Raw genomic sequence first — 19,787 nt, 5'->3', positions numbered from 1 at the left:
GGACGGCAACCCATCGCGATACGGGGAGTCCGTCCATGACGTCCTTACGAGGCGCTGCTGCCCTCTGCCCGAAATTCACGCCGTGGCAGTTCATGCTCGCTGTCGACGAGGTGAACTACGATCTGACCGAGCAGGCGGACTACGTCGAGCGTTCCGGCGACGAGCGTCCCCTCGTCAACCTCTCCTCCGGCGTCAACTTTCAGCAGCCGGCCTGGGAGTTCGTGGACTTCGTCCTCGGCGCGGCGCGGGATCCGCTGCTGTGGCACGACTACGACGGGCCGAACGGTCACGTCCTCGGGCGCGCGGCGGTCGCGGCGTACGAGACGCGACGCAGCGCCGGCCTCACGACGATCGGCCCGGAGAACGTCATCGTGACGGCGGGGGCGAGCGCGGGGATAGCCCTCGCCGCCCGGGTGCTGGCCGCCCGCGTCCGGCCGGGACTCCAGCGACCGCACGCCGTCCTGCCCGCGCCGACCTTCCCCCTGGTCGGGGCGGCGCTGTGCGACGCGGGATTCACGGTCTCCCAGGTGGTCTCGTGTCTTCCGGAACGTTGGCTGCCCACCGTCGAGGAGTTGACCGCCAGCGCCCCGCCGCAGACGACGGTGATCTATGTCAACACCTTCAACAACCCCACAGGCGAACGGTACAGCGAGGCCGAGTTGCGGCAGTTGGCCGTCTGGGCGAGGGACCGCTCCGTCGTGATCCTGCACGACGTCGTCTCGTCAGACCTGGCCCCGGAGGGACACCTGCCGCACCTGCCGTCGATCGCGGCGAAGGAGGGGTATGCCGACGGCGTGCTGACCGTCGGCAGCCTGTCCAAGTCCCGGGCGCTGCCCGGATTCCGGATCGCCTGGCTCATCGGCGACGCGCAGACGATGCAGGCGGCTGCGGCGGCCAACGAGCTGATCGCCCCGTCGTCACCGGGTCTGGCCTCACCGGCGCTGCTGCTGGACCGCCTGGCGATGCTCGAGGCCGAACGCCAGTACGGGTCCGCCCGCGATGGCGCCGAGCAGGTCGTCGATCTGATCGAGCCGCACTTCGCCACCTTCCCCGGGCTCCGGGAACTCACCTCGCGGCTGATCGACGAGGCTCACACGAGCGGCGCGATGGCTGGCCTGCTCGCCTGGCGACAGGACCTGCGGCAGCTCCTAGCGGCAAACGAGGCGATTCTGCGCACCCGGTTCGGCGACCTGACCGGGTGGGTGCCAACCTGGCGGGGAGACTTCAACACCTTCATCCACCTGCCGGCCCTGGACGGCAGGGACTACCTGCAGACCACCCACACGCTCTTCCGGCGGTTCGGACTACAGACACTGCCCGCGCCCGCCTTCGGGCACACCGCGCAGTGGTGGCGGCAGCGGGGGTACTTCACCCGGCTGTCCTTCGCGCTTCCTCCCGCGCAGTGGGTGCGCGGTCTGGAACGACTGGCGGACGCGTGCGCCGCACTGGGTCGACCCACCGTCGGCGTCGGCCACCCGACAGCCACGGCCGCACCGACGAATGGAAGAGGGTGAACCATGTCGGCGTCCTATCCGGATTGTCCGAACGGATGGCGGATCTTCCCCATCGGCCTCCTTCGCTCCGCCGGACTGCCCTTCCGCTGGCTGGACATGCTCGCCGACGCCCGGCTCGAGGATCTGGCCCGGTCGGTGCTGGTGGCGGAGGAAACGGTACTCACCGCCCGGGCTTCGACGCTCAACCAAGTCAAGGCGCTGATCATGAAGACCGACGGGGACGAACGCCGCGCACTGCGCCGGGCCTCGCGGCGGGTGATGACCCTGCGACCGGTGCCGGTGGAACAACGGCCGGCCGAAGCCGCGCCGGCGCTCGCGCAGTGGGCCGACGCGCTCGACGCGTTTTCGACCGTCGAGGCGCGGGTCGAACAGGAGCTGCACGCCGCGGCCAGCCGCGAGCTGGAGATCCTCATGGCCCATGTCCGGCAGGGGTACTTCACCGACACGGTGATGCTGAGCAGCCCGGACGTGTACGACGAGTTGCGCCGCACTGCCGCCCGCAACGGCTTCCGCCGGGGCCGGGAGACCGTCGCGTACCGGTTCCTGCAACGGTTCTGCGGCAAGAACGAGACGGGCGGGCAGGTCGGGCCGTTGAACCTGGTCACGATCGGCAGCCCGGCCGATGGATCGTCAGTTCCGGCGACCGTCGTCCACGAGGACCCGGTCCTGGGCCCGCTGACCTATCTGCCGCGCGGCGACGGTCGGGCCGCGAACCGCCGCACCTTCATGGCCTACTGGGCCGCCACCGCCGTCGGAAACGCCGTGCTCACCGAGAACGGCACGGCACACACGATCCCCCGTCGGGTGATCGGCCCCGCCCCGGACGACCTCGACGACGTGGACGCGCGGGTGCTCGCCGCTGTCGACGGCACGGGCGGTCGCAGCGCCCTGGCTGCGGCGCTGGGCCTCGGCGAGGACGTCGTCGAGGCGAGCCTGGCCCGGCTGGTCGGGCGGAAGCTGATCCTCGACGACTGGCACGTCTCCGACTTCACCACCGACGCGGGCGCCGAACTGCGTGCGCTCGTCGGCGGCCTCGACGGCGAGAGCGCCCGCCAGGCGGGCGAGTTGCTGGACGGGATCGAGCGGTTCGCGTCGACCGGCCTGGTCGACCGGCCGGCGATGCTCGCGGAGATCACCAAGGAGTTCTCGGCGCTGACCCGCTGCTCCCCCTGGCGGGGCGCGGGCGGGTTGATGACGGACCGCGCGGTCTTCTACGAGGAGGCCGTCGGCAACATCGAGAATGCCCGGATCACCGCTGACGGGGCGGCCCGGCTGGTCGAGTGCATGTCGACCGCGCTGGACCTGCTGGCGTCCCTGGCCGTCGAGTCCCGCCTCGAAGGGCAGCGGCTGTTGGCGGACGAGCTGCGTCGGCGAGGGCTGTCGGGCCTGCCCGCGGCGGAGGCACGGGCGGTGCCGACCGGCGGCGCGGACGCGGAGCGACGCTACGAGCGACGGCTCGTGGACCTCCTGGACGCCCGCAAGACCGTCGTCGAGCTCGACCGGGCGGATCTCGTCAGGGCCGGGCTGATCCGCGACGACCTCGACGACTGGCCGCTCTTCGGCGCCGTCGACCTGATGCTGACCGGGGACCGGCCCGGCGACGAGCCGCAGATCATCCTCAGCGAACTGCACCACATCTGGCCGACCCTGGCCTGCCAGGTACGCGCCCTGTACACCGACGAGCAGCTCGGCAACGACGAGTTGCACAGGATCGTCACCCGAGAGCTGGCGTCGGCCCTGCCGACACTCCAGCAGGTCAGCCGGGACCAGAAGGGCACCGACTCGTCCCCGTACGGGCATCGGGTCCTGTGCCTGGACACCGACACGCCGGTCCCCGGGGCCGTCACGGTCCCGCTCGACCGGGCCGAGGTCCGGCGGTGGCCCAACGGCTTAATCGGCCTGCACGATCCCGCCGCGGGCACCGACCTGTGGCTGCTGCCCGAGTACGAGGACACCTATGTCGAGATCGGCGGCCTGATGAACTGCGCCCTGCCGGCGCTGGAGCTGCCGAGGCTGACGGCGGGCGCGCACACGCCGCGGATCGTCATCGACGGGGTGGTGCTGCAACGCCGCCGCTGGCATGCCAGCTCGGCCGAGGTACCGGGAATCCGGGGGCACCATCCCAGCGTCGGGGAGTGGCGGGCGATCATGCGGTGGCGCCACGACCGGGACCTGCCCCGCCAGGTCTACTTCATCGTCGACACCGAGGAAAAGCCGGTGTACCTCGACTTTGCCTCGATCGTCTCCGTCCGCAACTTCTGCCGGATGGTGGCCCGGGCGCGGCACGTCGTGCTCTCGGAGGCCCTTCCGGATCCCGACCAGCTGTGGTTGCGGACCCTGGACGGCCGCCTGACCTCGGAGCTCAGGTTCCAGGTGTGGCGTGACCGGGCCGTTGGCGGCACTCGCGTGGGCGCTCCGGGCGGGTGGCAGTCATGATCTACGCGTCCGCGGCGCGCATCATCATCGACGACGTGTTCCTCGCGGTACCGGACTTCCTCGGCCGCCCGGACGTCGAGCTCTACCTCAAGGTGGAGGGGCTCAACGTCGCCGGCTCCATCAAGCTGAAGACCGCCCTGTCGATGGTCGAGTCGGCGGAGCGGGAGGGCCGGCTGAAGCCCGGATCCCGACTCATCGAGTCCTCCTCGGGCAACCTCGGCATCGCGATGGCCGTCGTCTGCGCGTCTAAGGGCTTCTCGCTGACCGTCGTCACGGACGTGCGGACCACCTCGGCGGCGATGGCGATGCTGCGCAGTCTCGGCGCCCGGCTGGTGGTGATCCGGACCGAGGACGCCAACCTGGGCTTCCTGCAGAGCCGCATCGACTACATCCGGCGGGCACTGGAGCAGGACCCGGAACTCGTGTGGCTCAACCAGTACGCGAACCGGTCGAACCCGAACGCCCACCGCCAGCACACGGCGCAGAGCGTGCACAAGGAGCTCGGCCAGGTCGACGTGCTGGCCGTGGGGGCGGGAACGACCGGCACGCTGATGGGTTGCGTCGAGTACTTCCGGGAGCGGAGCCCGCGTACCCGCATCATCGCCGTCGACGTCGAGGGTTCGGTGACGTTCGGCGGCCCGCCGGGGCCCCGGCACGTTCCCGGACTGGGTACCAGCCGGCGCCCCGAGATCATGCGGGACGACGGCAGCTACGAGAAGTGCATCGTGTCGGAGTACGAGAGCATCGCGGTCTGCCGGGAACTGGCACTCCGCTACGGCGTCCTCGTCGGCGGCTCGACCGGCAGCGTCCTCACCGCCCTGCGCCGGATCGCGGGAACCCTTCCCCGGCAGGCCCGGGTCGTGGCCATCAGCCCGGACCTGGGCGACCGGTACCTGGACACCATCTACGACGACCAGTGGATCGCCGCGCGCTACCCGACGTTGGCGGGCGCGTGGCCGGAGGGCCGGCGTTCCCCCGAAGCAGCGCAGAAGCCGCGCCCCCACCAGCGAGGAGTGACCGGATGAGCAGCTTCCACCTGGTGCCGGGCGCCGTCGTCGCCGACGTCCTGGCGCGGTCGCGTCCGCTGGTGCTGCAGACGGTCGCCGACGCGTACGTGGCGCACGAGACGGGCGCCACCACGCTCGGACCGAGCGCGTTCCTGCGTTTCCCGGAGCGGCACGCGCGGATCATCGCGCTCTCCGCGCACGTACGCGTCCCGACGCAGCGGGTCGGCATGAAGTGGATCTCCAGCTTCCCCGAGAACCTGGCCCGCGGCGAGAAACGCGCCTCCGCCGTGATCGTGCTGAACGACCACGAGACGGGGCGACCCGTCGCTTGCCTGGAGGGGGCCCGGATCAGCGCCGCCCGCACCGGCGCGGCGGCGGCCGTGGCGGCGCGGGCCGTGCTCGGCGCGGGCGCCACGGAACGGCCGCGTCGCGTCGGCTTCGTCGGCTGCGGGCCCATCGCCAGTTCAGTGCTCGAATACCTCCTCCAGACCCCGATCGAGGTCGGCGAGATCCACTGCCACGACGCCGACTCGGCCACGGCCGACGCGATGGTCGGACAGGCCAGGCGGCTGGTGGCGGCGCCGGCGCGACGGGTCGGAAAGGCGGAGGCCCTCGACGCGGACGTCGTCGTCCTGGCGACGAACGCGCTGCGCCCGCACATCGGACCCGAGACGACGCTGCGTCCCGGCCAGGTCGTGCTGAACATCTCGCTGCGCGACCTGGCGCCGGAGGTCATCCTCGACGCTCAGAACGTGGTGGACGACGTTGCGCACTGCCTCCAGGCCGACACGTCGCCCCACCTCGCCGAACAGCAGGCCGGATCGCGGGGCTTCATCTCCGCGACCATCGGCCAGCTCCTGCTGGGCGAGGCCGAACTCGACGATCGCCGGCCGGTGGTCGTCTCCCCGTTCGGCCTGGGGGTGCTGGACGTGGCCGTGGCGGGAACGGTGCTCGACCGGGTGCTGGCCGAGGGGGCCGGCCTCGCCGTCGACGACTTCCTCGGCGACGTCCGGAACGAACGGTGACGGGGACGTATCGATGACGATCCAGAACCCGACCGATCCGCTGCGGCGGATCCACCGGCCAGAACTCGTGACCGAACTCCTTGGCTGGGCAGCGGCGGGCTGTGGCCTCGGCACCGTACGCGGACACGTTGTCTGCGACAGCGGCTACGACGACTGCAACCTCACGCTGAGCACCACACGGGGCCGCTACCACGTGAAGATATTCACGACCGAGCGCCCGCGGGAGCTGACCCTGCGCTACGTGGACCTGCTCCGGTGCGTCATCGCGGCCGGGGTGTCCCACCCCGCCCTGCACCCCGCCGGGGGTGCGGACCTGCTGCACCACCGCGCCTCGGGAAACCTGCTCGTCGTGATGGACCACCTCGACGGTGGCACCTTCTTCGACCGCGGCGGGCACCCGAACCCGGCCCAGCTCGCCGACCTGATACGGCAGGTGCGGCTCGTCCATTCGATCGAGCGCGACTTCGCGCCGTTGCACGACTGGTGGGCGACGCCGAACATGCCCGTCCTGGCGCGCGAGGTGCTGCCGCTGCTCCCGCCCGAGGACCAGCGGACCGTCACGGAGGCCCTGGAGTCCTTCGCCACGATCGACCTGGCCAACCTGCCCCGGGCGCTGGTGCACGGCGACCTCACGAAGGCCAACGTCGTACCGACCTCGGACACGACCGTGGCCGTCCTCGACTTCGCCGTGGCGAACCGCTATCCCCGCATCCACGAGCTGTCCATGATCGTCGTCAACCTCATGCACGGCGACCCCCGGGACCTCGACGAGCGCCTCGCGGACCTGACGCGACGGTACGGCTCGCCGCCGCTGACCGACGCCGAGCTGGCCGCGCTGCCCGCCTACGTGTACGCGACGGCGGCCATGGAACTGCTGGGCGCGGCCCGCGAGGCGATCCTCAAGGGCAACGACGGGAGAGAGAACACCTACCTGCTTTCGCTCGGGCGCGCCGCCACGGCCGCCGCCCGCCGGATCGTCCGCCGAGAACACCGAATCCCTGGAGAATGAGATGACCACCTCCCTTCCCGCCCCCGTCAGCCCCGGCACGCTCAGTGACGTGCGTCGACCGGTCAACTCCTGGGACGAGTTCACGCAGCTCCGGGAGATCCTCATCGGGGACGCCACGACGTCCCGGGTGCCGAGGATGACGGACCCCTCCGCCTGGCTGGCGTGCTACCCGACGCTGACGCCGGCGGAGATCGAGCGCGTGCACCAGGGCGAGTTCCCGAAGCAGGTCATCGAGGAGTCCAACGAGGACCTAGCCGAACTCGAGCAGACGCTGCGCGAGCTCGGCGTGACCACGCACCGGCCGCCGGCCGTGGACCACTCCCGCAGCTTCAGCACGCCCTACTGGGACGCGGACGGCTACATCTCCTACTGCCCGCGCGACATTACCCTGATCCTCGGTTCCACGATCATCGAGGCGCCCAGCCCGATGCGCTCGCGGTACTTCGAGATATTCAACCTGCGTCCGCTGTTCCAGCGGTACAGCGACGAAGGGGCCACCTGGATCTCCGCCCCACGCCCGCAGCTGCGCGACGAGCTCTACGCGCGCGACCCGCTGGGACGCCCGCTGCTGGCTGAGGGCGAGCCCGTCTTCGACGCCGCCAACGTCCTGCGGCTGGGGCGCGACATCTTTTATCAGGTGTCGCGCAGCGGCAACGAGACGGGAATGCGGTGGCTGGCGTCGATCCTGCCCATGCTGGGCTCGGATTTGCGCCTCCACCCGCTGCGTGACGTCTACGGCTACACCCACATCGACAGCACGATCGCGATCCTGCGGCCGGGCCTGGTCATGCTCAACCCCGACCGCATCGACCCGGACAAGGTGCCCGCCCCGTTCGACTCCTGGGACATCGTCTGGTGCCCTGAGCCGACCGTGCACCCGACCGCGCTGCCGCACACGCTCAGCGAGCGGTGGATCAGCATGAACCTGCTCATGGTGAACCCCGAGACGGCCATCGTCGACGCGTTCCAGCCGGACCTGCTGCGGGCGCTCGAAAAGGCAGGCATCACCGTCATCCCCCGCAAGCTGCGCCACGCCAGGGTCCTCGGGGGTGGCTTCCACTGCGTCACCCTCGACGTCCTTCGCGACGGTGGGTGCCAGACCTACCTGTCCTGATGCCCCGTGCGGCGCCGTCCGGTACCGGTCGACGTGCGGCCCGGCGGGCCGCCCGAAGGCAGGCGCCAGGCCAGGAACCTCCCGCCGTCCGGACGGCGCCGCAGGCCGGGTTCCAGCCGCGGAACAAGATTCCAGCCGCGGAACAAGAAAGGACCACCGTGCCCACACGTGAAGACACCGGCCAGGTCGTCCCGGCCAACGGTCACACGTTCGCCGTACACGACATCGACTACATCTGGCAGGCGGCGCACGGGCAGACCGCTCTTGTGCAGTTCGGCAACACGCGGCCGGAGCCCGATTCCGCGTTCCCCTTCCAACTGCTGCACGAGAACCTGCCGCCCGACGAGCCGGACGGTGACGACGTCACCTACGAGGTCACCTTCGGGCAGGGAGCCGACGTGCGGCGGTTCCGCCTGCGGCACCTGCTCAACGCGTCCGCGATGAGCCTCGGCGGGATCAACGACAAGCTCGTCGAGGCGGTCGCGCAGGGGCAGCGGGGACTCGGCCTGGTCAACACGGGCGAGGGCGGCCCGAGCATCCATCTCGGCACCGGCGCGGACCTCGTGTTGCAGATCGGCACCGCGAAGTTCGGCCTGGGGGTGCCGGCCCCAGCACACGGGCGGATGTTCGCGCGGCTCGACCTGGACCGGCTGGCCGAGTTGGTCCGGACCCACGAGCACGTGCGGCTGGTGGAGTTGAAGCTGTCCCAGGGTGCGAAGCCCGGGGTGGTCAGCCTGCCCGGCAGCCGGGTGTCCCCGCTGGTCGCGAAGGCGCGGGGCGTCCTGGCCGGTGTGGAGGCCGTGTCGCCGCCGCAGCACTATGAGCTGCTGGGCCGGACCCGCGAGGAGAAGTACGACAAGCTCTGCGCGTGGATCCACGACGTACGCGTCGCCACCGGTCTGCCCGTCGGCATCAAGCTCTGCATCGGCCGGCCCCAGGAGGTGGTGGCGCTTGTCGAACGGTTCCGGCGCACCGGCTGCCCGCCGGACTTCATGACGATCGACAGCGCCTACGGCGGCACGTCCAGCGCCCATGCCTGCACCGCCAACTACGTGGGGTACGGCGACGTCTACGAGAGCATCGGCCTGGTCGACGACGCGCTACGGGCCACAGGGCTGCGCGAGCGCGTGGTGTTGTGCGCCTCCGGCGCCCTGCACACCCCCGCCTACGCCGTCGCCGCCTTCGCGCACGGCGCCGACGCGGTGTTCGTCGCCCGTGGATTCCTCTACGCTGCTGCCGCCGCCAATGGCGTCGCCGTACGACAGGGCGTCTCGCCCTACTCGCTGACCGACCAGGCCCGGGAGACAGCCGAGGCCATCGACGTGGCGCGGACGGCGCAGGGGCTGCGCAGCTACTCGGTGCAGTACGACCAGGACGTCCGGCTGCTCACTTGGCTGCTCGGCCACCGGTCACCGCGCGACCTCGACCGGTCGTGCCTGCGTCGTCGCCACGACCGGGCGGTGGAACGTGTCGCCTGAGCCCTCGTACTACGAGCAGCGGCTGCGAGGCCTGGCCGACGAGCTGCACCGCCTGCTCGGCTACGCCCAGGACACGTGGCGGCAGTACCTGCGGCTGTGCGAGCGCACCGGGATGCGGACCAATCCCCTGGTGGTGCCGGCCGCGCAGCGACGTCTCGCCGCCCTGGTTGAGGAGGTGGACGCCTTCCGGCGCACGGCGCACGAGAGCACCGACTGGTCGGCCTACCTGGACCGGTGCGAGGTCTTCCGGGTCCTCGTCCGGGACCTGGCGAACCTGGCGACCCTGCACGACTGGCAGTCGCCGGCGTACGAGAGCAGCAACCGTCCCCACCTGTTCCACGTCGACGACCACGGCTACCGCGGCCTGCTCGGCTACCGGCGGGTCCACCACCCGATCCTGACCCGCTTGGAGCAGCAGTACCGCTGCGAGCTCGGGTACGGGCAGCTGGGCCCGGCCTGCTTCCTGACCAGCTCGGGGATGGGCGCCTTCACGGCGGTCGAGAACTGGCTGGTGCGCGACCGGCTTCGCGCGGGCGACCGCATCGGCTACATGGCGCGCACGTACTTCGAGTCGCGCGACCAGCTGTCGAAGCTCAAGGGGGTCACCGTCCAGGGGGTGGAGGTCGAGCGCGCCGCCGACGTCGTCGAGTACGTGCGCTCCGCCCGTCCGGCGGCGTTCTTCGTGGAACCCATCAACAACGAGGACGAGACGACCCTCATCGACGTGGTGGAGATGCTGCGGTCGCTCGGCCGGCTGCCCCTCGAACAGGACCTCTTCGTCGTCCTCGACACCTCGATGTCGGCCGGCGGCGAGGGCGCGCTGTTCGCGATCCCGGAGCTGCGCGACAACCCGCGGTTGCACCTCGTGCAGATCGAGAGTCTGCTCAAGTACCGCCAGCACGGCCTGGACCGGATCAACGGGGGCGCCATCCTCGTCGACAGCCAGTTCGCCCGCGAGGTCTTCGTGCAGCGGGAGCGGTGCGGGGCCTTCCTGCCCGACCTGCAGTCCTTTGAGATGCTGGGCTACACCGCGCACGCCCACGACGAGCGGATGCTGCGGATCAAGCAGAACAGCGAGACTTTCTGCCGCGAGCTGCTGGCGGCGATGTCCGAGCCGCTACGCAAGCTGATCGTCCTCGGCACGCCGATCGCCACCACCCACGCCGACCACACCGTCTACCGGCACGCCTACCGGTACCTGGGCGGCGTCGTCCCGCTGGCGTTCACCCGTGAGCTGGGGCTGGACGTCCTCCAGGAGGTCATCTCGACGACCGTGACCGACTGCCGCCGCAGCGGCGTGACCCTGCACCACAGCACCAGCTTCGGTTTCACCTCGACCCACATCGGCATCGCCGCGACAGGCGGGGCCCGCCTGACCAGACCGTTCCTGCGCGTCAGCGTGGGGGAGGACCCGGTCGCCTGCATCGAACACATCGCAGGCGCTCTGGCGGCGGCCCTGGCCGAACACCTGTTGACGCCGACCTACGCGGGCGCGTCCGGCCAGGCCACCGTGCCGGCCACCAGCTGAGCCGCCCCGAGGATGCCGACGGCTATCGCGAGGAGTCCCTGCCATGGCCGAACCCGCCACCACCCCCCGCCGAGTGGTCCTGTCGACCGTCCGGTCGGACGCGCACACGTGGAACCTGACGTACCTCCAGCTCCTGCTGGAGGAACACGGCCACACGGTGGTCAATCTCGGGCCCTGCGTCGTCGACGCGACGGTGGTCCGGGCGGTCCGCGACCACGCCCCCGACGCGGTTGTCGTCAGCACCGTCAACGGCCACGGTCGGCTCGACGGGACCCGGCTCGTCGCGGCGCTGCGCGCCGATCCGGGCACCCGCCGGGTGCCGGTCGTCATCGGCGGGAAGCTCGGCATCGCCGCCGGTGAGATGGACGACGACGCCGCGCTGCTCGACGCCGGCTTCGACGCCGTTTTCCCGGACGACGCCGAGGCCGGGGAGCTGCTTGGATGGCTGGCCGGCCTGCCCGCGCAGCGCCCGGCCGACGGCTGCGCGACCGCGGTACGGGCCGTCCCCGATCTGGCGGACCACGTGGCGCGCGCCCGCGCGGCCGGGCTGCTGGTCGTGCAGCCGAGGATGGGCATGGCGGACCCGGGCGCGATGGCCGAGGGCCTACGCGCGGTGGCGCAGGCCGGAGCCAGCACCGTCGGCACGATCACGCTCGACAGCTACACCAGGGTCGGCGACCATGCCTCGGCACGGCAGGCGCTGGCGGCCGGGCAGCCGCTCAACGGGTTCCCGCTGGTCGTGCACGGCGCCGCCGTCACCGCCGAGGTGGTCCGCGCCGGTCAGGCAGGGCCGTGCCCGGTCCCCGTCCAGGTCCGGCACGGCTCCGCCGTTCCCCAGGAGATCTTCCGTACGGCCGTGCGCGCCGGCCTGAACGCCAGCGAGGGGGGACCGGTCTCGTACTGCCTGCCGTACGGCCGGGTTCCACTCGCCGAGTCGGTGCGGCACTGGGACGAGGCCACCAGGGAACTGGCCGCGACCGCACCGGGTCGGGCGCATCTGGAGACGTTCGGCGGCTGCATGCTCGGGCAGCTGTGCCCGCCGTCGATGCTGGTGGCTATCAGCGTGCTGGAGGCGCTGTTCTTCGTCGAGCGCGGCATCCCCACCGTCTCGCTGAGCTACGCGCAGCAGACCGACGCACGCCAGGACCTGGAGGCCCTGGCGGCGTTGCGCCGACTCGCCGAGGAGCTCCTGCCGTCGTACGTGCGGTGGCACGTCGTCCTCTACACCTACATGGGCGTGCATCCACGCACGCCCGCCGGTGCCGAGCGGCTGCTCAGAGCCAGCGCGGCACTCGCCGTACGGGGCGGGGCGGAGCGGCTCATCGTCAAGACGGCGGCCGAGTCGAGGCGGATCCCCACGGTGGCCGAGAACGTCGCGGCACTGGAGCTGGCGGCAGCCGCCGCCGCAGCGACCCGGCCGTCTCGCTCCGAGCAGTTGGACGGCTCGATGGTGCTGACCGAGGCGCGGGCCCTGGTGTCGGCGGTGCTCGACGGGGGCGACACGGGCCGAGCGCTCGTGCGCGCCTTCGCCAGCGGCACCCTAGACCTGCCGTTCTGCCTGCACCCGGACAACATGGGCCTGACCCAGGCGGAGATCGACGCGGACGGAAGGTTGCGGTGGACGCGGGTGGGGCGGCTGCCCCTGCCCGCCATCGGCGGCGGCACCCGCCGGAAGGTGCGCGCGAACGAGCTGCTTGGCATGCTCCGGCACACGGCGGACACCTACGACGGCCTGGCCACGTCCGGTCCCGCGCCGGGCAGGCCGTCGCCACGTACGCCCACGGTGGACGCGGTCGCCTCTCCGGCGGTGCCGCCGGGCCGGGGCCCGTACACGGTGGCGATCGTGGGCAGCGGGCCACGGGGCCTCGCGGTGCTCGAACGTCTCGCCGCCCGCTTCGCGGCGGACCCGCCCCGGCGGCCGGTGGACGTCTGGCTCGTCGACCGGCGCGAGGTCGGCTGCGGTCGCGTCTGGCGCACCGACCAGCCGCCATGGTTCGTCATGAACACCGTCGCCGACGAGGTGACCATGTTCTCGGGGGCGGCGGACGACGGCCCGGCCAGGCCCGGCGCCGGCCCGACCCTGGCCCAGTGGTGGGGGCGGGTCGACCCGGCCGCTTCGGGCGACGGGTACGCGCCCCGAGCGCTCTATGGCCGGTACCTGCGGTTCCTGCTGGACGCCGTCGAGCGCGACCTGCCGGCCGGGGTTGCCCTGCGCCGCCTGGGCGCCGAGGTCACCGACCTGACCACCGGCCACGGCGGGTACGTGCTCACCACGGCGGACGGCCACCGACTGAGCGCGGACCGGGTCGTGCTGGCCACCGGGCACCCGCGTCCGTTGCTCGACCCCGAGCAGCGGAGATTCGCCACCTTCGCCCGTCGCCACCCGGGGCTGCGGTACGTACGCGGCGACTCGGCAGCGGATATGCCGCTCGACGCGCTGCCCGCGGGGTCGACGGTCGGAGTGATCGGGCTCGGACTGTCGTTCTACGACGTGATGGCGGCCCTCACCGTCGGCCGGGGCGGCAGCTTCGCCACTGAGGCGGATGGCACGCTGCGCTACCAGCCGAGCGGGGACGAACCCCTCCTGGTCGCCGGCTCTCGCAGCGGCGCCCCCCTGCCGGCTCGGGGCCACAACCAGAAGCCTCCCGACTTCTCCTACCCGAGCCGGATCTGCACCGTGCAGCGTGTCGAGAGAATGCGCCGGGACGGCCTACTCGACTTCCGCCGGGACGTGCTGCCGCTGGTGCTGGCCGAGATGCGGCTGGTGTACTACGCCGCCGAGGTGCGCCGGCGGTTCGGCGGGGACGTCGCGGAGCGCTTCGCCGCGCAGCTGCTCGCCTCGACCGACGACCCCCCGTCGCGGGAGGCCGTCGAGCGGCTGGCGGCGGCCTTCGGCGTCACCGACCTGCCGCCGCTCGACCTCACCGCCTGGCGGGAGCCGTTCGGCGACCGGTCGTTCGGCGACCGCGCCGGCTTCCGCGCCGCGCTGACGGAATTCCTCCGGGCCGACATCGCCGAGGCGCTGGCCGGCAACGTCGACGGGCCACGCAAGGCCGCCTGCGACGTGCTCCGCGACGTTCGGCACGTACTTCGGGCCGCCGTCGACTTCTCCGGGCTGACGCCGCAGTCGCACCAGCGGGACTTCCTGGACTGGTTCACCCCGCTGAGTTCGTTCCTGGCCGCCGGGCCGCCGCTGGTCCGGCTGCGGCAGGTCGGCGCGCTCGTCGACTGCGGGCTGTTGCGGGTGCTCGGGCCGCGGGCCCGCTTCGACACCGACGTGGCGACGGGCCGTTTCGTGGCCTGGTCGCCCCAGGTCGCCGGCAGCCGGGTGAAGCTCGACACGCTGGTGGACGCCCGGATCCCCCAGGCGGACCTGCGTACCGACGTCGCCGCCCTGACCACCCGGCTGCGGGCATCGGGGCTGTTGACCTGCTACGCGAACCGGTCCGGCGGCTCGGTCTTCGACACCGGCGGGGTCGCCGTGACCGAGGCCCCGTACCACCCGGTGCGGGCCGACGGCGGTGCCGAGCGGGGCCTCTACGTCCTCGGCATCCCCACCGAGCACACGCGCTGGTTCACCCAGGTCGGCAGCGGTCGACCAGGCCACTGGACCCAGTTCACTCGGGACGCCGACGCGATCGCTGCCGACATCCTGGCCGGGCTGGCCGCGCCCGCGCTGGTGCCGACGGCCGGGAACGAGCCGGGGGCGCCGCGCCGCGCCGTTGACGAGGTGGCGCAGTCGTGACGGGTCCGGACGAGGCGTACTGGCGCCTGCGGCGCACCCGGGCGCACCAGCGGTTCCGGGCCGCCCGCGACCTGCTGCTGCGGCACCGCACGGACTACGACCGGGCGTACGAGGAGTTCCGTTGGCCCCGGTTGCCGCACTTCAACTGGGCACTCGAGTGGTTCGACGTGATCGCCGCCGGAAACGACGCCCCGGCGTTGGTGCTGCCCACCAACGAGGAATCCGCCGACGAGATCGGCTTCGCGGACCTGGCCGCGAGGTCCGACGCCGTCGCGTGCTGGCTCACCCATCTCGGCGTACGCCGTGGGGAGCGCGTGCTCGTCGCCCTGGGTCCTCGGCCGCAGCTGTGGGAGACGATCCTCGCCTGCCTGAAGACGGGCGCGGTCGTCATCCCGGTCAACGTCACGCTCGGCCCGGCGGACGCCCGCGACCGCGTCGCCCGGGGCGCGGTGCGCCACGTCGTCTGCGAGTCGGACCTGACCCGGCTCTTTCCGCCCGGCCCCGGCCTGCGGACGAGGATCGCGGTGGGCGCGCCGCCCCCGGGCTGGCACGACTACCGGGACAGCCTCGCCGTCGCCGGCCCCTACCTGCCGACCGAACCCACCCTGGCCGACGCCACCGCCTTCTGTTATTTCACCTCCGGCACCACCTCGCTGCCGAAGCTGGTGGCCCACACCCACGTCAGCTACCCCGTCGGCCATCTCTCCGGCATGTACTGGTCAGGGCTGATGCCGGGCGACCGGCACCTCAACGTGTCCGCGCCGGGCTGGGCGAAACACGCGTGGAGCAGCTTCTTCGTGCCTTGGAACGCCGAGGCGTCGATCGTGGTGCCACCGTCGGGGTGCCCACCCACGCGGCTCCCCCGCCTGATGGCGCGCCACCGCGTCACGACGCTCTGCGCGTCACCGAGCACGTGGCGGGCGATGCTGCCCGCGCTCGACACCGGATCGCCGGCGCTACGCGAGGCGCTCAGTGCGGGTGAACCCCTTGACGAGCGCGTCGCCGCCGCCGTGCGCGCCGCCTGGGGGGTCCGCGTCCGCGACGGGTACGGGCAGACGGAGACCACCGGACTGGTCGGGACCACGCCGGGCCTGCGTCCCCGGCCCGGCTGGCTCGGCAGGCCCCTACCCGGGTACCACATCCGGCTGCGGGGCTCCGACGGCGGCACGGCCGGCCAGGGTGAGGTGTGCGTCGACCTGACCGACGACCCCGTCGGCGTCGCACCCGGATGCGTACCACCCGGACCGGCGACGCCGGGGCGTGAGTATCGCACCGGCGACCTCGCCGAGCGCAGCCCGGATGGCTGGATACGGATCCTGGGCCGGCGGGACGACGTCTTCAAGTCGTTCGGGCACCGGGTGTCGCCGTACGAGTTGGAGGCGGTGCTGCGCGCGCATCCCGAGGTAGCCGATGCCGCCGTCGTGCCCCGGCGGCTGCCGGACGAGGAGACCGTCGCGCACGCCGTGGTGGAGCTGGCCCGGCCCGCTCGCGCCACGGCGGAGCTGGAGCGGGCACTCGTCGCGTACGTCGCGGGCCGGATGCCGCCCGAGGCGCGCGTGCACTCCGTGAGCTTCAGTCGCGGCCTGCCGCGTACCGCCTCGGGAAAGGTCCGCCGGTCGGACCTACGGGTGCCGAGGGCCGAGCCGTCCCCTGTTGAAAGGAGCGACATGCCCGAGACGACGAGCCGTCCCCCCGTCCCGCAGAGCCGGGACGTCACCGTGCTGCGAGGGCTGATGACCCCGGACGGGCGCGACGCGGTGCCCTGGCAGGAGTGGATCCAGCCGGGCCGCGCCGGTGCCGAAATCCACCATCTCTACCGCTGCGACGGCCCGGCCGGGGCGGCGACAGCCTTCCTCGTCCGGTTCCGCCCCGGCGCCCACGGCGACCTGCACGAGCACCTTGACTACGAACTCATGTTCGTGATCGACGGCGAGCTGCACAACGACAACGGTGACAGCTACCGGCCCGGCGACGTGATCGTCGAGAAGCCACACAGCGTGCACCGGGTCGACTCGCGCGAGGGCTGCACGCTCCTGGTCGTCCGACAGGGACCGACCCGACCCGTCGACCAGTAACCCACCACCACGCCATCGGCCGGAAGGATCCCAACATGCCACTCGTAGAGATCAATGTGTTGCAACGATGTGACCCGAAGACGCTCCAGGCCCTGGGCGACGCCGTCCACCAGGCCATGACCGAGACGGTCGACGTACCCGCCGACGACCTGTTCCAGGTGCTCCGCCGCAACGACGATGGGATGCTGCGCTACGACGCCGGCTACCTCGGCATCCGCCGCGACGACGACGTGGTCTTCGTGCGGATCACGATGCGCGGCGGTCGCAGCGTGGAGCAGAAGCGGGCGCTGTACCGCCGCGTCGTCGAACTCGCCGCGGAACGCGCCGCCGTCGAACCCCGCAACGTCCTGATCACAATCGTCGAGAACGAGCTCTGCGACTGGTCCTTCGGTGAGGGCGTCGCCCAACTCGTCGAGCCGGGCCGGTAGACCGTGGAGCAACTTGCGCCGTACGACCTCGTGCTCACCGGCGGCCGGATCGTCGACCCCCAGGCGGGGACCACGTACGCCGGTGACGTCGCCGTCCGGACCGGTCGGATCGCCGCCGTCGGCCCCGGCTTGGGCGCGGACGCCGGCAGCCGGATCGACCTCGGCGGGCGGTTCGTGGCTCCAGGCTTCGTCGACCTGCACGGCCACTACTTCGCCAGCGGGTCCCCGATCGCCACCGAACCCGACCCGTTCGGCGTCGATGTCGGCGTGACCACCGTCGTCGATGCGGGGACCACCGGTTGGGCGAACTTTCCCGCCTTCCGCGCCCTGGAGATGGCGCAGGCGCGTACCAGAGTGCTCGCGTTCCTGCACGTGTGCAGCATCGGGTTGCAGACCCTGGCCTCGGGCGTCGGCGAGCTGCACGACCTGAGCCTGGCGGACGTAGCCGGGGCGGTACGCCGGGCGGCGGAGTTCCCCAACGAGGTCGTGGGCTTCAAGGTGCGGCTGACCCCGCGGGTCCAGGCGCCGCCGATGGGGGTGCTGAGCCGGGGCCTCGACGCCGCCGGGCGCGCCGGGCTGCCGCTGATGGTGCACGTCACGGACCCGCCGGTGCCGGTCGCGCGAATCTTTGAGCGGCTGCGCCCGGGGGACATCGTCACGCACGCCCTGCACGGCGGCGCCCAAGGCCTCCTGACCAGCGGCGGACGACCGCAACCGTGGTTCGTGGAGGCACGTGAGCGGGGCGTCCTCTTCGACGTGGGACACGCTGGCACGCTCTTCTGCGCGGAGACCGCCCGCCGGGCGGCCGACGCGGGCTTCTGGCCGGACACCCTCAGCACGGACGCCTACCGGACGGGGCCGGGCGAGTGGGTGCCCACCCTGCCGGAGCTGATGTCCGTGTTCCTCACGATGGGGATGCCGCTGGAGCGCGTCGTCGCGTCCGTCACGACGAACTGCGCCCGAGCCCTCGGGGATCCGCACTGGGCCACCCCGTGGCGCCCCGGCGCCCCGGCCGACGTCACGATCTTCGAGGTACGCGACGGCGTCGTTCCGGCCGGGCCGGACGGGCCGCCCGGCGAGGGGCGGCAGGTGACGGTCGTGCACGTGCTGCGCGACGGCGTGCTCCTGCCCGTGGGCGGGAAGGAGGCGACGGTCGATGCCTGACCAGCGGCTGCTCGTGCTGGGGTTCGTGGAGAATCGGGAGTTCGCCATCCGGACCCTGCTCCGCAGCGGCGTACGGCTGCTCCTGGTGGACTTCGTCGACGCTCCCCACCTGCGGCTGGCCGACGACTACCGCAGCGTGGCGGACCTGTTCGACGAACGGCAGGTACGCGCCGCGGTCGCCGATCTCCTCGACGGCGAGGTGCCCAGCGGCATCATGACCTTCTTCGACGAGTGCATGATCCTCGCGGCCGACCTCGCCGCCGAGTTCGCCGTGCCCTTCATGAGCCGGGACGCCGCCGCAGCCGCCACCATCAAGAGCCTCCAGCGCTCCGCGCTGCGCGCTGCCGGGGTGCCGCAACCCCGGTTTCGGGTGTGTCCCTCCCTGGCGGAGGTGCGCGAGGCGGCGCACGACTTCGGGTTCCCGGTCTGCGTCAAGCCGGTCGACCAGGCCGGCAGCATCGGCGTCGGGATGGCCGCCTCGCCCGCCGCGCTCGAGGTCGTCGCCGCGAGGGCCTGGGAGAGGCGGCTGCGGCCGGACTCGCCGGTGCTCGTGGAGGAGCGGGTCACCGGGCAGGAGATCAGCGTCGAGTCGCTCACCTGCGACGGCGAGACGACGGTCCTCTGCCAGGTACGCAAGGAGGTGGTGCCGGGCGACTATCCGATCGTGCGCGGCCACGCCCTGCCCTTCCGGCACGCCGACGCGGACGCCGCCGAGGCGGCTGTGCGTACCGGGCTGACCGCCCTGGGCGTCGACCGCTGCTTCAGCAACTCCGAGCTGATCCTGACCGAACGAGGGCCGGTGGTCATCGAGATCAACGCCCGGACGCCCGGCGACGTGATCATGGACATGATCTGGCACGCGTCCGGCTTCGATCCGTACCGGGCGGCCCTGGAGATGGCGTTGGGCGGCCGGCCCGACGTGCGCCTGCGGTGGCGGCACCACGAGGCGATGCGCTTCCTCTGCAGCAGGAAGGGCCGGCTGCTGCGGCTCGACGGCGTCGAGCGGGCGAGGCGGATGGCCGGCGCGGTGGAGACCCGACTGATGACACCCATCGGGAGCGAGCTGCGAGAGGCCCGCGACAACATGGACCACATCGCCTTCGTCGTCGCCCGGGGCGCCCTGCTCGAGGAGTCGAGCGAACGGGCCGAGGCGATGCTGCGGGAACTGACGGTGGTCACCGGCTGACCATCGCCGCTCCCGCCCCTGCGCCCGCCACCGGCTGAGGCGCTGCCGCGCCGACCCCACCGCCGCCGGTCGGCGGGT

Annotated in this window: 13 protein-coding genes and 2 pseudogenes; all 15 read left to right on the top strand. The window is 72.1% G+C overall.

Features of this window, described 5'->3' with window-relative positions; genetic code table 11:
• Window positions 1–35 precede the first annotated feature (35 nt).
• The 15 genes and pseudogenes from LPU61_RS27430 to LPU61_RS27360 all read left to right on the top strand — a co-directional run bounded on the left by LPU61_RS27430 (window position 36) and on the right by LPU61_RS27360 (window position 19,709).
• Window positions 36–1,514: a pyridoxal phosphate-dependent aminotransferase gene (locus LPU61_RS27430; RefSeq protein WP_082106170.1), complete on the top strand. Its 1,479-nt coding sequence runs from the start codon at window positions 36–38 to the stop codon at window positions 1,512–1,514.
• A 3-nt stretch (window positions 1,515–1,517) separates the two neighbouring features.
• The gene (locus tag LPU61_RS27425) at window positions 1,518–3,950 is read left to right on the top strand and encodes a hypothetical protein (protein WP_229406590.1); all 2,433 of its coding nucleotides are present in this window, start codon (window positions 1,518–1,520) and stop codon (window positions 3,948–3,950) included.
• Window positions 3,947–4,975, top strand: a complete 1,029-nt coding sequence (gene sbnA, locus LPU61_RS27420) for a 2,3-diaminopropionate biosynthesis protein SbnA (protein WP_063838548.1) — start codon at window positions 3,947–3,949, stop codon at window positions 4,973–4,975. The genes LPU61_RS27425 and sbnA overlap by 4 nt, the downstream gene beginning before the upstream one ends.
• Window positions 4,972–5,982, top strand: coding sequence for a 2,3-diaminopropionate biosynthesis protein SbnB (gene sbnB, locus LPU61_RS27415; protein WP_043961680.1), 1,011 nt, complete (start codon window positions 4,972–4,974; stop codon window positions 5,980–5,982). Before sbnA ends, sbnB begins: the two co-directional genes overlap by 4 nt.
• 13 nt (window positions 5,983–5,995) lie before the next feature.
• Window positions 5,996–6,991: a phosphotransferase gene (locus tag LPU61_RS27410; RefSeq protein ID WP_229406589.1), complete on the top strand. Its 996-nt coding sequence runs from the start codon at window positions 5,996–5,998 to the stop codon at window positions 6,989–6,991.
• A 1-nt stretch (window position 6,992) separates the two neighbouring features.
• Window positions 6,993–8,105, top strand: a complete 1,113-nt coding sequence (locus LPU61_RS27405; protein WP_043961678.1) for a scyllo-inosamine-4-phosphate amidinotransferase — start codon at window positions 6,993–6,995, stop codon at window positions 8,103–8,105.
• A gap of 158 nt (window positions 8,106–8,263) precedes the next feature.
• On the top strand, window positions 8,264–9,583 hold the full coding sequence (locus LPU61_RS27400) for a glutamate synthase-related protein (RefSeq protein WP_229406588.1): 1,320 nt from the start codon (window positions 8,264–8,266) through the stop codon (window positions 9,581–9,583).
• Window positions 9,573–11,111, top strand: a complete 1,539-nt coding sequence (locus tag LPU61_RS27395) for a PLP-dependent transferase (protein ID WP_043961677.1) — start codon at window positions 9,573–9,575, stop codon at window positions 11,109–11,111. Before LPU61_RS27400 ends, LPU61_RS27395 begins: the two co-directional genes overlap by 11 nt.
• Window positions 11,112–11,154: 43 nt before the next feature.
• A pseudogene (locus tag LPU61_RS27390) lies at window positions 11,155–11,442 on the top strand (cobalamin B12-binding domain-containing protein); the annotation flags it as partial.
• Between the two features lie 180 nt (window positions 11,443–11,622).
• A pseudogene (locus tag LPU61_RS27385) lies at window positions 11,623–12,840 on the top strand (methylaspartate mutase); the annotation flags it as partial.
• Between the two features lie 54 nt (window positions 12,841–12,894).
• Window positions 12,895–14,856 carry an FAD/NAD(P)-binding protein gene (locus LPU61_RS27380; protein ID WP_229406633.1) on the top strand — a complete coding sequence of 654 codons (1,962 nt, stop codon included), beginning with the start codon at window positions 12,895–12,897 and terminating at the stop codon, window positions 14,854–14,856.
• Window positions 14,853–16,931, top strand: a complete 2,079-nt coding sequence (locus LPU61_RS27375; protein WP_229406587.1) for an AMP-binding protein — start codon at window positions 14,853–14,855, stop codon at window positions 16,929–16,931. Before LPU61_RS27380 ends, LPU61_RS27375 begins: the two co-directional genes overlap by 4 nt.
• A 35-nt stretch (window positions 16,932–16,966) precedes the next feature.
• A complete protein-coding gene (locus LPU61_RS27370) occupies window positions 16,967–17,359 on the top strand; it encodes a tautomerase family protein (protein ID WP_043961676.1) in 393 nt (130 codons plus the stop codon).
• Window positions 17,360–17,362: 3 nt separating this feature from the next.
• Window positions 17,363–18,523, top strand: a complete 1,161-nt coding sequence (locus tag LPU61_RS27365; RefSeq protein ID WP_052503614.1) for a hypothetical protein — start codon at window positions 17,363–17,365, stop codon at window positions 18,521–18,523.
• Window positions 18,516–19,709: an ATP-grasp domain-containing protein gene (locus LPU61_RS27360; RefSeq protein WP_043961675.1), complete on the top strand. Its 1,194-nt coding sequence runs from the start codon at window positions 18,516–18,518 to the stop codon at window positions 19,707–19,709. The genes LPU61_RS27365 and LPU61_RS27360 overlap by 8 nt, the downstream gene beginning before the upstream one ends.
• Window positions 19,710–19,787 lie beyond the last annotated feature (78 nt).

The organism is Micromonospora sp. NBRC 110038 (genome assembly GCF_020884815.1).
In the GTDB taxonomy this organism is placed as follows: domain Bacteria; phylum Actinomycetota; class Actinomycetes; order Mycobacteriales; family Micromonosporaceae; genus Micromonospora; species Micromonospora haikouensis.
This window is presented reverse-complemented; position numbering and strand designations above follow the sequence as displayed.